At 47.7% G+C, this 15,433-nt stretch carries 9 protein-coding genes; 7 read left to right on the forward strand and 2 right to left on the reverse strand.

All coding sequences use genetic code 11. From position 1 onward, the window contains the following. Nucleotides 1–540 precede the first annotated feature (540 nt). The 4 genes from dnaA (at nucleotide 541) to gyrB (ending at nucleotide 7,101) form a co-directional block, all read left to right on the forward strand. Nucleotides 541–2,322: a chromosomal replication initiator protein DnaA gene (gene dnaA / locus TERTU_RS00005; protein ID WP_015819043.1), complete on the forward strand. Its 1,782-nt coding sequence runs from the start codon at nucleotides 541–543 to the stop codon at nucleotides 2,320–2,322. Between the two features lie 65 nt (nucleotides 2,323–2,387). Next, a complete protein-coding gene (gene dnaN / locus TERTU_RS00010; RefSeq protein WP_015820654.1) occupies nucleotides 2,388–3,491 on the forward strand; it encodes a DNA polymerase III subunit beta in 1,104 nt (367 codons plus the stop codon). Between the two features lie 50 nt (nucleotides 3,492–3,541). After that, nucleotides 3,542–4,678 (forward strand): DNA replication/repair protein RecF, encoded by a 1,137-nt coding sequence (recF, locus tag TERTU_RS00015; protein ID WP_015819935.1) that lies wholly within the window; start codon nucleotides 3,542–3,544, stop codon nucleotides 4,676–4,678. Next, nucleotides 4,675–7,101: a DNA topoisomerase (ATP-hydrolyzing) subunit B gene (gene gyrB, locus TERTU_RS00020; RefSeq protein ID WP_015819410.1), complete on the forward strand. Its 2,427-nt coding sequence runs from the start codon at nucleotides 4,675–4,677 to the stop codon at nucleotides 7,099–7,101. The genes recF and gyrB overlap by 4 nt, the downstream gene beginning before the upstream one ends. A gap of 65 nt (nucleotides 7,102–7,166) precedes the next feature. Here the strand turns inward: gyrB and TERTU_RS00025 are convergent, their stop codons facing one another. Next, nucleotides 7,167–7,877: a peroxiredoxin-like family protein gene (locus tag TERTU_RS00025; protein ID WP_015819021.1), complete on the reverse strand. Its 711-nt coding sequence runs from the start codon at nucleotides 7,875–7,877 to the stop codon at nucleotides 7,167–7,169. A 107-nt stretch (nucleotides 7,878–7,984) separates the two neighbouring features. Here TERTU_RS00025 and TERTU_RS00030 point away from each other — a divergent pair, with 107 nt between their 5' ends. From TERTU_RS00030 to TERTU_RS00040, 3 genes are all read left to right on the forward strand, one after another. Then, a complete protein-coding gene (locus TERTU_RS00030) occupies nucleotides 7,985–8,881 on the forward strand; it encodes a LysR family transcriptional regulator (protein ID WP_015820848.1) in 897 nt (298 codons plus the stop codon). Nucleotides 8,882–9,313: 432 nt separating this feature from the next. Beyond that, nucleotides 9,314–11,095: a vWA domain-containing protein gene (locus TERTU_RS00035; protein ID WP_015817549.1), complete on the forward strand. Its 1,782-nt coding sequence runs from the start codon at nucleotides 9,314–9,316 to the stop codon at nucleotides 11,093–11,095. Between the two features lie 128 nt (nucleotides 11,096–11,223). Further along, nucleotides 11,224–12,198, forward strand: a complete 975-nt coding sequence (locus TERTU_RS00040; RefSeq protein WP_015817210.1) for a zinc transporter ZntB — start codon at nucleotides 11,224–11,226, stop codon at nucleotides 12,196–12,198. 33 nt (nucleotides 12,199–12,231) lie between these two features. On the opposite strand, the gene TERTU_RS00045 is transcribed toward TERTU_RS00040, so the two are convergent. After that, nucleotides 12,232–15,390, reverse strand: coding sequence for a hybrid sensor histidine kinase/response regulator transcription factor (locus TERTU_RS00045; protein ID WP_041589991.1), 3,159 nt, complete (start codon nucleotides 15,388–15,390; stop codon nucleotides 12,232–12,234). Nucleotides 15,391–15,433 lie beyond the last annotated feature (43 nt).

Raw genomic sequence — 15,433 nt, forward strand, 5'->3', positions numbered from 1 at the left:
TTATCAACAGAGTAAGGTTGTCAATAGTCTGTTGTTGATAACTTTCTCGGTTATTTGAATTTCTTCGGGGTCAACATTAATAATGTTGCTGTCTTCGCAGACCTGACGTAAAGGTTTGGTTCCTTTGGCAGTTTAGAAAAACGGCCTTGTAAAGAAGATTTGTTATAGGTTTTTAAGTGCTGTTTGTCATCGACAGTTAGCCTTGAAGCGCAGTTTCTAAGCAGGGTTACTGTATTAAACAAAGTCACTCACTGCACGGGTTTTCACGGCACGAGTGCTTGTTCAGGTGCAGCGATTATGAGAGCGGTGGCTCGGTTAAACAAACCCAGCTAAAACCGACGATAACGTTTTTACCTCAGAAGTCGTTTTCCCGTTGTCGGGATTCAAAAATGCAATTTTATAAAGTCGATGCGTACTTTCGCGTCGCAGGGATTTTTTCGCTCAAAAATGAGCATTAGGGAGTTCACCTGGCTGTGGGGAGCACTTTTAGGGTGGGCAAGCCACGGGCGGTAGCCAGCTATTTTTATTGGAGTATCAGAATTGTCTGACCCTTGTTGGGAGCAGTGCGTCTCCTGTTTACAAAACGAATTACCATCTCAGCAATTTAACACGTGGATTCGGCCACTGCGCGTAGAGGAATCATCTACTCTGCTGTTGCGTCTGATCGCACCTAACCGTTTTGTACAGGATTGGGTGAACGATAAGTATCGTACGCGTATTGAAGAGATCATTAGTAATTCCGATGCCGGGCCAAAATCACTGGAGATTGCGGTTGCTCAGCGTGCGCGTGCCGGTTTTGAAGTCGTTCGGAACGCCAAAGTCGCTCCTGCCGTGCCTGTTCCAGATCCATTACCCTCAACAGGTCGCGATGAATCTTCCTTTCAGCCACCCAAAGGAAATACCTCAGCTGACTATAGCGGCCACAGCGATCTAGGGTTTCAATCACCACATCGCCGCCAGTCACCGTTCAGTGAATCCCAAGAACGTTTTACTCAACCGCTTGAAATGAGCAGGTTTGGCAGCGGTAGACCGTCTAACGAACGTTCTAACGAGGGTGCTATTGGGGGTTCTACAGAGAGTAGCGCTGATCGCGAACGTATTCCGTTGCAAGGGGTGGTAGAGGATCTATTCAAGCCGACGAAAAACAGTAACGACTTCGTCGAGCCTCGCTCCACAGATCCGCTGTTAGAAATTGAATCTCGGCCGATAATCGAGACCGTCTCACCAAGAGATATACAGGACTTTGGCTCCCAGTTAACCAGTCGCGTCAAAAAGAAGGACGTCGAAGGTGGCATTCAGCACAAGCACAATTTGAATACCACGTTTATTTTCGACAACTTTGTGGTGGGTAAATCCAACCAGCTGGGCCTTGCCGCCGCCAGTCAGGTCGCTGAAAACCCCGGCGGTGCCTACAATCCGCTATTTATATACGGTGGCGTTGGGCTTGGTAAAACTCACCTTATGCACGCTGTCGGTAATGCCCTGGTTCAGCGTAAACCCGGTGCTCGCGTTGTGTATCTTCACTCTGAACGCTTTGTTGCAGACATGGTAAAAGCCCTGCAATTAAACGCGATCAGCGATTTTAAGCGCTTTTATCGCAGTGTCGATGCGTTGTTAATCGATGATATTCAATTTTTTGCTGGTAAAGAGCGTTCACAGGAAGAGTTTTTCCATACGTTCAACGCACTGCTCGAAGGTGGTCAGCAGATTATTCTCACTTGTGATAAATATCCGAAGGAGATTAATGGGCTGGAAGAGCGGTTAAAATCCCGCTTTGGCTGGGGTTTAACCGTTGCTATAGAACCGCCTGAACTAGAAACGCGTGTTGCCATTTTGAAACGAAAAGCCGAGTCGTCACGAATGCCACTGCCGGACGACGCAGCGTTTTTTATTGCTCAGCGTATTCGATCGAATGTTCGGGAGTTGGAGGGCGCATTAAAACGAGTAATTGCGAACGCCCAGTTCACTCAGCGCTCCATTAGCGTGGAGCTTGTGCGTGAAGCGTTGAAAGATTTGCTCGCGCTCCAAGACAGGCTTGTCAGCATTGATAATATTCAGCGTGTTGTAGCAGAGTATTATAAAATCAAGGTTTCCGACTTACACTCAAAGCGTCGTAGCCGGTCTGTCGCTCGTCCGCGCCAGGTCGCCATGTACTTAGCAAAAGATCTTACACACCATAGTTTGCCGGAAATAGGAGACGCGTTCGGAGGTCGTGACCATACAACGGTGCTGCACGCTTGCCGCAAAATACGTGATCTGCAGGAATCCGATGCGGATATTCGTGAAGATGTGAAGAATCTGTTGCGAACTTTAACCACCTAGGTGGTTTCTCCGTATAAAATTACACTATTAGAATATTCCAGGACCCAGCAGGAAAGAGCCGTAGTATGAAATTTACCGTTTCACGTGAAGCATTAATCAAACCTCTGCAATTGGTTGCAGGTGTTGTCGAACGTCGCCAAACCATGGCAGTGCTGGCCAATGTGCTGATGGAGATTGAAGGAGATCAACTGTCTTTAACGGGGACTGACCTGGAGGTTGAAATTATCGGCCGGGTACAGCTCGAGAGTGCACCTGGCAACGGCGAAATAACGGTACCCGCCAAGAAGTTTCTAGACATTTGTCGCTCCCTTCCTGATAAATCCGTTATCGAGTTTAGTCTTCAAGATCAAAAAGCTACGGTAAAAAGCGGAAAATCTCGTTTTACTTTGTCGACATTGCCAGCGAACGAGTTTCCGGCGGTAGAGCAGGGAAGTAACGATATAAATATAAGCTGTGAGCAAAAAGAGATAAAACGGTTGATCGACCGCACTGCGTTTGCAATGGCCCAGCAAGATGTTCGCTACTATTTGAACGGAATGCTTTGGGAGTTGCGGCCTGGTGAAATACGTGTAGTTGCAACCGACGGACACCGGCTCGCTGTTTGTTCTCGCCCTGTCGATGTAGATGTGAGCGAAATAAAGCAAGCTATCTTGCCGCGTAAAGGTGTCATCGAGTTGGCACGTTTGCTTAACGATAGTGAAGACGGTGTCGAAGTGTCCCTAGGTTCCAGCCATATGCGCGCTTCCACGGCTGAGTACACATTTACGTCCAAGCTTGTCGACGGTAAATTCCCGGATTATGAACGGGTACTACCAAAAGGCGGCGACAAGGTCGTTCTCGGTAATCGCTCGGACTTAAAGCAAGCATTTGCGCGTACTTCAATCTTGTCCAATGAGAAATATCGTGGAGTTCGGTTGGAACTTGTCGCTGGGTCTCTCACTATCATTGCAAATAACCCGGAACAGGAAGAAGCTCAAGACCAGGTAGAGGTTGACTACAATGGCGACGCTCTTGAGGTTGGCTTTAACGTTAGTTACCTTCAGGATGTTGCTAATGTATTGGATTCGGAAAATATTAAAATTACTCTTTCTGACTCTAATAGTAGCGCACTGTTGGAAGAGCCTGAAAATTCAGACTCGTCTTATGTTGTTATGCCAATGCGCCTCTAAGAAGCGAGGGCTTGCTTAAGTACGCCGTTTAGCTGCACCTGCAGCGCACTATGCCAACACTCCGTCGCCTAGATATATCTGAGTTTCGTAACCTTCGCTCCGCTACGCTTCAGCCGGGCGAGGGTATTAACCTTATCTCTGGCGAAAATGGCTCTGGTAAGACATCTATTCTTGAATCAATTAGCGTCCTGGCTCATGGGCGCTCCTTTCGTACCCACAAATTTCGCCGTCTTATCAACAATGACGAAAAAAGTTTTACTCTTTTCGGTCAAATATTTGAAGGCACCACGCGAAATATAGGTTTAAGTCGCGCTAGTAATGGCGATATACAGATTCGTATCGATAGTAAGGCTGCGCACACAGCAACTGAGCTTGCGGAGTGTCTACCGTTGTTGGTTATGAATTCTGCTTCGTTTCAATTGCTAGAGGGTAGTGGTCAGGTAAGGCGCAAGTTTTTTGACTGGTTGGTGTTTCACGTGAAACAAGAATTCAAGCACTATTGGAAGCTATACGCCCGTTGTATTAAACAACGCAATAGTTTGCTGCGGCGTGATAAAATTACACGTTCCGAGTTATTGCCGTGGGACCAGGAATTAACAAAAGCAGCTCAACATATAGAATCTATGCGGTCAGAGGTGTTTGAACTATTTCAAACCCACTTCTTAAATGAAATTGGGCAGTTCGATTTTACGGAAACTCTGGGTGCTGAGCTATCTTGTACATATGTTTCTGGTTGGTCGAAGACCGGTAATTATAATGAGCAACTCGAAGATCAATTTGAGCGGGACGTAGCAGCGGGATATACGCACATTGGCTCACATAAGTCAGACGTAAAGATAAATCTAGCGCGAGTCCCAGCGGTCGAGGAATTATCTAGAGGACAACAAAAGTCCGTCATTGTCGCACTGTTTTTAGCAGAAGCACTGGTATTTCGGACTACTACCGGCCGAACGCCGGTGTTTTTGCTAGACGATTTGCCCGCTGAACTAGACGAAAAAAATTTGAGAATTGTTGGTAAAGCACTAAAAAATTTAGGATCTCAAGTATTTGCTACAGCGATAGACCCTAAATCTATTCTCACCGGCTGGGAGCTGGTTGATGATGAAAGCCTGAGAATGTTTCACGTGAAACACGGGCAGGTAGAACTGAAGAATGACATTACACTAAGAGACAGTTTCTTACTATGAGCGATACAGAGCACAACTACGATTCGTCGAGCATCAAAGTTCTTAAAGGCTTGGATGCTGTTCGCAAGCGACCAGGGATGTATATTGGAGATACAGACGACGGTACCGGCTTGCACCACATGGTTTTCGAACTCGTGGATAACTCCATCGACGAAGCCCTCGCTGGCCACTGTAGTGAGATTCTGGCAGTTATCCACCCAGACGAATCTATTTCTGTCTCGGATAATGGTCGCGGGATACCGACGGAAATGCATGAAGAGGGTGTTTCCGCTGCAGAAGTTATTATGACGGTATTGCATGCTGGCGGTAAATTCGATGACAACACCTATAAAGTATCAGGTGGTCTGCATGGAGTGGGCGTGTCAGTAGTAAATGCCTTGTCCTCAAAGCTGAAGCTGACCATCCGCCGTGGCGGTAAAGTCTGGGAGCAAGTCTACAAGCACGGTGTACCGCAAGCGCCTTTGTCAGTGATCGGTGAGACTGAACTCACGGGCACAGAGGTACATTTTTGGCCCTCAGCAGAGACCTTCAATAACATTGAATTTCACTTTGAGCACCTAGCGAAACGCCTGCGTGAACTCAGTTTCCTCAATTCCGGTGTGCGCATTCGTTTGTTGGATGAACGCAGTGGTAAAGAAGAAGTCTACGAGTACGAAGGCGGTCTTAAAGCCTTTGTAGAGTTTCTGAATCAAAACAAAAACCCAATCAACAAGGTAATGCACTTTACTGCTCAGCGAGAAGACGATGGCGTAGGCGTTGAAGTTGCTCTGCAGTGGAATGATGGCTTTCAGGAAAACATCTACTGCTATACCAACAATATTCCCCAGAGAGATGGTGGCACCCACTTAGCAGGTTTCCGGGCAGCGCTTACCCGCGGGCTTAACAGCTATATCGAGCGTGAAGGTATTGGTAAAAAAGAGAAAGTCGCCACCACTGGTGATGATGCCAGGGAAGGTTTGGTTGCCATTATTTCGGTGAAAGTACCAGACCCGAAATTCAGCTCGCAAACCAAAGACAAGCTTGTATCGTCTGAAGTTAAAACTGCGGTTGAGCAGGAAATGGGCTCAGCGTTTAACGATTATCTGCTGGAAAACCCACAGGAAGCGAAATCTGTCGTGGGTAAGATGATTGAAGCCGCAAAAGCCCGTGAAGCCGCACGAAAAGCGCGAGAAATGACCCGACGTAAAGGCGCATTGGATATCGCAGGCTTACCGGGGAAATTGGCAGATTGCCAGGAGAAAGACCCTGCACTTTCCGAACTTTACCTGGTGGAGGGTGACTCCGCTGGCGGTTCCGCCAAACAGGGTCGTTCACGTAAAACACAGGCGATCTTGCCGCTTAAAGGTAAGATTCTAAATGTTGAAAAAGCACGCTTCGACAAAATGCTGTCCAGCGCCGAAGTCGGTACACTCATCACTGCGCTGGGTTGTGGTATAGGCGCGCAAGAGTTCAACCCGGACAAATTGCGCTACCACAGTATTATCATCATGACGGATGCGGACGTAGACGGTTCCCATATTCGCACCCTGTTGCTCACATTCTTTTTCCGCCAAATGCGTGAATTAATTGAGCGTGGCCATATTTTTATCGCACAGCCACCCTTGTACAAAATCAGCAAAGGCAAGCATGAAGAATACTTGAAGGACGACGATGCACTTCAGCAGTTCCTTACAAATGCGGCTCTGGAGCAATCCAAACTTCACTTGTCCGCGGATGCGCCAGCATTATCTGGTGAGCAATTGGAAAGCCTGGTAAAAGACTACCGCAAAGGCATTGCGGTGATCGACAAACTCTCACGGCTCTACCCCAACGAAGTTCTGCACCAGATGTTGTATCTACCAGCATTACAGGCAGAAAGCTTTACCGACGAAGCTTTGGTAACCGAGTGGAACGATAAACTGCAACTGCGCCTGGACGTTCTCAACGCAGAGAGCAAAACCCATCGGTTTATCTCCGTGGTAAAAGAAAACAAAGAGCGCGGTGAATTCACCCCAGTAATCGAGCTGACCGCCCACGGTGTTGCACACACAATTCGTCTGTCATCCGATTTGTTTAGCTCGGATGACTATCAAGTGATTACTGCACTGGGTGAAAAGCTGAATGGTCTAATAGAAGAGGGGGCGTTCGTAGCCAAAGGTGAGCGTACTCGCGAAGTAAACAACTTCGCTGAGGCACTCGATTGGATTATGAACGAATCCAAAAAAGGCTATAACATCCAGCGCTACAAAGGATTGGGTGAAATGAACCCCGAGCAATTGTGGGAAACAACCATGGACCCGGAAACCCGCCGTATGCTCCAGGTTACCGTGGAAGACGCTATAGCCGCAGACCAGATCTTTACCACCCTGATGGGAGACCAAGTAGAACCCCGCCGTGACTTTATCGAAACCAATGCACTGGCGGTGGCTAATCTGGACGTGTAGTTTTTAACTTACATCTATTCGCTTTTTCAAAATCAAAATCCCGTGCCGAAAGACACGGGATTTTTTTAGACTCTGCTTTTGACTTTCTTTAAACCGTCCAGCACCGCCAATAGCTCCGACGGATCGGGCCTGCGCGTGTAGTCAGGATTCACTTCGGAATAAACGATTACGCCATCCTGGTCGATAACGTAACGCGCTGGCATTGGTAACGTCCAACTCGATTCTCCATTAAAGACTTCTAGATCGGCACCAAGTTGTTTGTGCACCGCTTTTAGATCCTCCGGTACTTGCCAGCGAAGGCCAAATTGGTGGCCTAAATCTCCTTTAGTGTCAACTAAGATAGGAAAGCCAAGGTGATTTGCTTCCTTGGATTTCCGGCTGTTGGCGGCTGTTTGTTGGGAAACGGCTACAAGCTGGGCTCCTCTTGATTCCAGGTCCAAACGGGACTCCTCAAGTGCGCGTAAATCGAAATTACAGTAGGGGCACCAGATTCCTCGATAGAAAGTCAGCACGAGAGGACCTTTGTTTAGTAAGTGCTGAAGTGAGTAAGGTTCGCCGTTACTGTCGGGTAGATTAAATTGCGGTACGCGGTTCCCTGCTTTGAGTGCGCTTTCAGCCTGGCGTGAGTCTACTAGAGCCTGAGTCGCACGCTGCATTATTGAAACGACTTCGGGTGGTGCAAGCTGAGTTTCGAATGCCTCTTTCAACGCATCGAGCTTAGCTTGCAGTGGTCGAGGGGACGCTTCTATTGCATCGATAATGTGTTGTAGTGTCATGATTAGCTCCAGGTTTATACATTTTGTTGCCAAAGGAGCTATAGTTTGATTTATTCAAAATTATCCCAGTAGACTAAATAAATGACTTTCTATTATTCATTTATATCATGAATGACCGACTTACGGCATATCGCATCTTTACCCGAATTGCTCGACTCGGTAGCTTTAGCGCAGCCGGCCGCGAGCTAAATATGCCTCAACCAACGGTATCGCGTATTGTGAAAGCGCTGGAGTCGGAATTGGGGGTTGCCTTGCTCTTGCGAACCACACGCGCGGTTACGCTTACGGATGCAGGTAGGGATTTTCTACTTCGCATCGAAGCAATTTTGGACAGTTTGGATGACGCAGAGCATGCGGTACGTGGTACAGGTGAGCTACGTGGAGTACTTCGTGTGGGCTTGTCTTCGACTATTGCTGTTCGAGAAATCGTACCGATACTGCCTGGCTTTATGGCTGAGCACGCTAAGTTAAAAGTGGAGTTGATAACTGACGATCAACGTCAGGCGTTGGTTATAGAGGGTATAGATGTAGCGATTCGATTCGGTAAGCTAGATGACTCGACTGCGGTTGCGAAGCACTTGGCAGATTTACCGCGTGGGATTGTTGCGTCTCCAGAATACCTTGCTCAATACGGAGTGCCGGAGTCACCTAGTGATATCGCTAATCACCGCATAATCGCAATGCAGAGCAGCTCACCTACCGTGTGGAATTTTAATAAAAATGGAACTACCACAGGGTTACGACTTGAGAGGCATTTGCTGGTAACGACTAACGAGGTAGCTTTGGCGTCTGCCTGTTGTGGGCTGGGGATTGCCTGTATGACACTGGCCGCTGCGCGTCGCGAGATTTCTGCGGGTAAACTGGTTGTTGTACTACCAGGGTGGACTATGGGGCACGTGCCGCTACATGCGGTATTTCCAGCAGGTAGAGCTGCGAAACCTGCAGCGCGTGTGTTCGTAAACTACCTTGCTGATGAAATACTCGCCGATATAACAAGGGAGTGAAGGAACAAACCTCGGGACAACGCAGTGATAAAAAAATAATATTCACAAATAAGATTAACGTAATTAAGCAACAATATTGGGTTTGACACACAATAAAGAAGTTTTTTACGCCAAAATAAAAATTTTCGACACCACAGAATCTTACTCAATCACTATTGCGGCTTTTTAAGCTTGTAAGCTGTAAATCTATACGTAAATTGGCGGTAAAATAATTCAAGAGCGTTTTTATAAAATACGAGACTATAACGGTGTTTCGAAATAGTAAGTACATAATTTAGTGTTTAGTGAGATGTACCAGCAGGGCTGCTACGGACTACAAGTTTTATTTTCGAATCACATGTTCATAACAATTGTTACAAAGCATAAGTTAGCTGCAATGCATTAAGATCAGGCGCAGTCGTGCCAAATGGAAGAGGGTGGGGAGTAAAAAATATGTTAATAAGTATCAGATCTATTGGGGTTTTGGCAGTTTCAGGATTGCTACTATCAGCTTGCGGAGGAGGCCCCGGAGGCGGAACTACGAGCATTAACGACCCGGGTTCGCCCCAAGTACCGACTAACGTTCCCAGCTTTATTCCAACGCCGGTACCTTCACCGAGTCCGTCGCCCAGCCCAACACCTACCCCGTCGCCATCACCATCACCGTCGCCAACGCCGTCACCTGTACCGAGCGGCCAGGGGGTAGCGCTTTACGGAAGTGTCGACGGTTTGGTAAGCGGCCTCGAACTGGAGCTGGAAGAGATATATACGGGTCAACACAAATCGATTACAGAACCCGGTGAGTTCTTTTTTCCGCAGACGTTTACCGCCGGCACAGATTTCAGCGTGATTATTGCGCAGCAACCGGAAGGTCAGAATTGCGTTCTACAAAATAGTGAAGGAACGTTTAATGGGCTCGATTTTATGGGGCTTAGCGCGAGCTGCCTCGGAGAAGAGGGCTACAGCCTGGAGTTAATGGGGTTCGATAGTCGATTGCCGAGTTTTGTGATCGCGGGGTTACGGGTTGAGGATGTCGCCAGCGGTGAACCAGTCACTCAATTGCACACCGATGCGTTCTACGTAGAAGAAAACGATCAGCGCGTTGGTGTGGAATCCTATCTGACTAGTGAGCAGATTCCAAAGGAATCCGTGCAACTGCGAACGGTACTGCTACTCGATGTGAGTACCAGTATCGACTCTGGTGAGATGGAAAAGCTAAAAACTGCTGCGAAAGCATCGCTCATCTCATACGAGAACGACACTAAAACATCGCGCCTACTCCCCGGGCAACAACAAGTGGCCATTTACAGTTTTGACAGTGAAATCACCCTGCTGACTGATTACACATCGGACATCAATTTGTTGGAAGCCGCCATAGATACAATACCGAATAGTGTGTTGGAGCGCGGTAATTCCACCAATTTACTGGGCGCTATGGAAATCGCAGCAGAGCGTTGGAATGATCAAATAGACCTGATTGCTGTCGAGCGCGGCTACGCTGTGTTACTCACCGATGGCGAACACAACTTTGATTCACGTTCTCCTGCAGATATTGAAGCCGACCTAACTAACTTTTTTGGAACACGTAAAAAAGTGTATGCAATTGCCGTCGGTAATAACGTTAACCTCGAGAATCTGGAGGCTATTACAGCGAGTAGCGAACAGGTACTTACGGTAAACAGCTTCGAAAGTGCGGAAGAATTGGAAGCGGTATTTACAGAGGTTGCCACTACTGAAGCGAAAGCCATTGAGGGCTTATACCGCGTTTTCTACGCCACGCCCAAGCGCCAGGGTATTAACAACGCAACATTTAGCCTAGTGGACAATCGCATTTGCGTAGACTCCACCGCTTGCGACGAAAGTGTTTCCAGTGACTTCTTTGCCGAGGAGTTTTTTGATGTAAGCCCAACGTTGTTTGCCGAGGTATCGGGTGGCAGCGAAGAGAGCGACAAGTCACGGCTTATCGGCGCGGGCGAACGTCTCACCATTGAAGCGATATTGCGTTGGGCAAACCTGACACCGTCCTACACGCTCCGAATAGAGAATCTGGTTGGCGAGGTACCCGGATTGCAAGCTGTAGGCGAAGATCGGTGGGTGCTGAGTTTTCCGGCAGGCTTTACCTCTGCGACCATGATCATTGGCGAAACAGCGACCGGTTACGAGCAAACCGTTGCACTTAATCGACAAACTGATGGCGTTCTAGCTGTGAGCAGCGCAACACTCGCAGCACTGTAATACTAAGCATAGTGACCGGCCCAACCTAAGGGCTGGTCGCTTCCCTTCGACAGCCCCAAATTTCCAGCCCCAAAGCCCGTCTCGTGAATATGCTATCCTCGCAAAAAACCCGTGGATAGTGGCTGCTAATGATTACCGAACAAACCTTTTCTCATGCACTTTTGTTGGATGGCAATGGCGGTGCTCGCCATTTAACAAGCGCAGAAGTGGACTTGTGGCGCCAGGACCAGGGCATACTCTGGCTGCATATGAATTTTGAGGAACCGGCTGCTCTTGCCTGGCTGGCAGAGGAAGCGGGCATTTCCCAATTGGCGTATGAAGGCTTGGTAAGTGAAAACACACGACCGAGGGTGATCTCACGCGGTGAAAAATTGTTAATGACCCTGCGTGGCGTTAATACCAACCCGGGGGAAGATCCAGAGGACATGGTGTCCATTCGCGTTTGGACTGACGGGAAACGCATTATTACCACTTATCGACGCCGCCTGCTATCGACCATCGATATTATTAATAGCCTTGAAGAGGGTAGCGGGCCAACCTCGGCTGCGGAGTTTTTATTGGAGCTTAACGAGCGCCTGGTGGAGCGAATGAATGATACGGTGGAACAACTCGAGGAAAAAATGCTCGAGCTGGAGGAACTGGTGTTGTCTGGCGATACAGATGGCGTGCGTCGCCAGTTGGCGGGTGTGCGGTTACAAGGTGTGGTGTTGCGACGTTACTTCGCGCCTCAGCGGGAAGCAATGAATCGCCTGGTATTCGACCGTATGCCTTGGTTGGATGAAAACATTGCGCTCATTCTCCGCGATATTAACGACCGCCTTATTCGTCATATTGAAGACCTGGATGCAATACGCGAGCGCGCGAGTGTTGTACAGGAAGAGTTAGTTAACAGCATGTCTGATGCGATGAATCAGAGAACCTATGTGCTTACTGTTGCGGCTGCGATATTTTTACCTTTGGGCTTTTTTACCGGCCTAATGGGGATTAATGTCGGCGGTATGCCTGGCGTAGAAGATCCGAACGCGTTTTGGGTGGTGACCGGCATGAGTTTAATCACCATTATAATTTTAGCCATAGTCTTTCGTATGAAAAAATGGCTGTAAATTTAAGCGCAAATTGCAGGCATTTTATGATCTTTAAACTGCGGCTTGTTGTGCTTTCCTGTATTCCGTTGGCGAGCATCCGTAGCGGGCAGAGAAAGCGGTACTGAAATAATTCTGCGAAGAAAAACCAACATCTAGTGCTACACGGGTAATATTTTCGCCAGCGGCTAAACGTTCTGCTCCCCGTTGTAGCCGATAGTTGCGAACAAAAGTTGGTACCGTTTCGTGAGTGAGCGCTTTAACTTTACGCTGCAGTTGCTTTTCAGTGATGCAGAGCGCGCTACTGATTTCCCGTGCGCGAATGTTTTCCATATAGTTGTGCTCAAGAAAGCCGTGAAGTTTTTGCAAGAATTGCTTATCTGAAGGATTAATTTGAATTTCGCTACGGCCTTTTTCCGTAGATCCCTTAGATAAATGATCTCGCAAATGACTGCTTAAAAGTTGGCGAATATTCAGCAGGTTATTGCAACGCAAAACTAATTCGGTAGTAGAGAAAGGTTTTTCGATAAATTCATCTATATTGGTTTGCCACGCTGTCAGGCGCGCTTCAGCTTCGCCTTTGGCTGTGAGCATAACAATAGGAATATGGCAGGTCAGGGACTCTTCGCGCAGAATCTTGGCGAATTGATAACCGTCGGTTGTGGGCATCATCAGATCAGTGATAATTAAGTCTGGGATTTCCTGTAAGGCGAGTCGAACCCCGTCTTTGCCGTCTTCAGCATAGAGACAATTAAACTGTGGCCCCAGGCACAGGCCAATAAAATCACGCATTTCTGCACAGTCATCCACAATCAGAATTGTATGCTCAGGGCTTTCTTTTGATTGGCTTTCAGCGTGGTAGTGATCTTCGTCAGGTCGTAAATATAACGGCATGCGAGAGTCTGAATCGATGCTCAGACATTGAATTTCTGTAGCGTATACCAGCGAGGTTGTATTGGGGTTAGCCTGGCCAGGGTAAGTATTCTGTTGCAAACTAACATTATTGATATCGTTTGAAGCTCTATCATTAAGTGCGATGGGGAAGAGAACTTCAAATCGGCTACCTTCGTGAAGTCGGCTGTGTAGCTTAATTTCTCCATGTGCGTGTTCGACCAACTCTTTAACCAGAGCTAACCCGATACCGGTGCCTGGCGTAGATTTACTGAGATCGGTTTCCAATCGGGTAAAGCGTTGAAAAATTCGCGCCTGATCCGCTTCGGCAATACCAATACCATTATCAGTTACCGCAAATAAAACGTGATCTTCTTGCCGCGCCAGTTCAATTTTTATTTCCCCACCTTTGGTTGTGTACTTAATGGCATTTGACACCAGGTTTACCATGATTTTTTCCAACGATTCCGGATTTACGGCAATCTGACAATCCTTGCCGATATTCGCGGTGAGCACCAGTTGACGTTGGGTGAATAGCGGTTCCATATTTGAGAGTAAAAATTGCGCGTAACGACTGGCGTCGACCAGGGCGGGTTTTGGGGCAATTTTTTGATCGATACGTGCGAGGTCAAGCAGTTGGTCCACCAGGCGCATGAGCCGATGAGTATTGGCCTGTATCCGGCGGGTGGCGTCCTTTACCGGTTGACTACGGCTATTGCCAAACAGGAACTCTATTGGGCCGGATATTAATGTAAGCGGCGTGCGAAATTCGTGGGAAATAACCGAGAAAAGTTCATTTTTATGCTGTAAAAGATCTTCTTTTTCGGCCAATAGTTGCTTGATTGTGAGCGCGTTGTCCTGAATTTCCTGCGTGCGTTGCGCAACTTTTTGTTCAAGCAATGACGTCTGTATACGATTAGCTCGTGCACGGAAGAACAGTACAAGTACCAAGAGCGCAATAATTGCCAGCAGTATCGTACCGTAATTGAACAGTTGCTGGCGCTTTAGAGCTAATGCGCTCAGTGCACTATTTTCCCGCAACTGTGCGAGTTCCCTTTCTTTGCGTTCGTTTTCGAATTCGGCTTGTAAACTGGCTACGTATCGTGAGTTATCTTGGGAATAAAGTATTTCTTGCAGATTACTGTATGCCAGGAGTGCATCGAGTGCGTCGGCGCTCGATTGGGTAGCCTGATAAATTTGATAGAGTAAATAGTACGCTTTTTTGAGGGATTGTTGATCCTGCTCTGCAGCGGCAAGGGTGTGAAACTGGGTTGCGTACGTTAGAGCCTCGGGGTAATGGTTGTTTGCAAAGAACAAGCGCGCTTGCCCTTGAGCGAGGTGCATTCTTATTCGTGGATTATTAATTGTGTTGTTAATCGCTTCAGCTCGACTAAACAGCGAACGTGCTTCGAGTGGTCGATTCAATTCTACATAAACAGCCGCAAGGTTAACTGAAAGCAACGCTAATTGTTGTGGTGCCTGCTGGTTATCAAGGAGTGCCAGGCCAGCGAGCAGCGCTGCTTCTGCTGCGGAAAGGTCTTCGCGCTCCCGGTAAATTTCACTGATGTTGTTATAAGCGAGCGCGGCGCCGGGAAAATCGTTTAATTCCAGTTTCAGTGTTAGCGCTTCCTGGTAGTAGTTCAATGCCTCGTTATAATTCTTAAGCATTTGATTGACTACGCCCAAATTCGTTAGCGGACGCGCAAGCAAGTCTTTCTGAGTTGTGCGTTTTGCGTTTTCGATGGAGAGTAAATAATTATCGATGGCGCGGTGATAGCGACCCTGTATTTCCTCAAGTATGCCGAGATTGTTGTAGACGCTGGCGAGACCTGCCGAATCTTCGATTTCCATACGTACTGCAAGAGATTGTTCAAAATACGACTTGGCTAGGTCGTGGTCTCCCTGGTACCAATGCATTGCGCCCAGGGTATTTAACGCCTCTGCTTGCGCTAGATCCTGCTGTAATTTTCCGCTCAAGATTAACGCGTTTTGCGCATATTCTTCGCTACTTGCGAGTTCACCACTTTGTAAATAGGCAATTGCTAATATATTAAATAATATGAGTTTTTCTGGCGACTCTGTCGAGTCCTCAAGCTGCGACAGGCCTGTGTGTGCCAGTTTTATTGCTCGTGTGGCATCTGTTCTTTTAATGGAATTTGCATCCTGTATAAGCCTTTGAATGGACTGCATTGGCTCTGTTGCGTTTGAAGATTCGGCTCGCGCGACAGCGCAAAACCCGGCACAGATAAGGCTCCAAAGCAGCATTGCAGCGCAAACAATACGCGAGCTTGCCTGCAGGGGCATGTTTAGCAACGTCGTCATTGTTTTACTTCCCTCACAGTGTGTCCGGCCGCGATAAACGGAT

Origin of the sequence: Teredinibacter turnerae T7901, from assembly GCF_000023025.1 — a bacterium.
Lineage (GTDB): Bacteria > Pseudomonadota > Gammaproteobacteria > Pseudomonadales > Cellvibrionaceae > Teredinibacter > Teredinibacter turnerae_B.

Coding starts and splice junctions, on each gene's coding strand:
- TERTU_RS00040 (WP_015817210.1), top strand. CDS start 11,224: ATGATTACCGAACAAACCTTTTCTCATGCACTTTTGTTGGATGGCAAT.
- dnaN (WP_015820654.1), top strand. CDS start 2,388: ATGAAATTTACCGTTTCACGTGAAGCATTAATCAAACCTCTGCAATTG.
- TERTU_RS00030 (WP_015820848.1), top strand. CDS start 7,985: ATGAATGACCGACTTACGGCATATCGCATCTTTACCCGAATTGCTCGA.
- TERTU_RS00035 (WP_015817549.1), top strand. CDS start 9,314: ATGTTAATAAGTATCAGATCTATTGGGGTTTTGGCAGTTTCAGGATTG.
- recF (WP_015819935.1), top strand. CDS start 3,542: ATGCCAACACTCCGTCGCCTAGATATATCTGAGTTTCGTAACCTTCGC.
- TERTU_RS00025 (WP_015819021.1), bottom strand. CDS start 7,877: ATGACACTACAACACATTATCGATGCAATAGAAGCGTCCCCTCGACCA.
- TERTU_RS00045 (WP_041589991.1), bottom strand. CDS start 15,390: ATGACGACGTTGCTAAACATGCCCCTGCAGGCAAGCTCGCGTATTGTT.
- gyrB (WP_015819410.1), top strand. CDS start 4,675: ATGAGCGATACAGAGCACAACTACGATTCGTCGAGCATCAAAGTTCTT.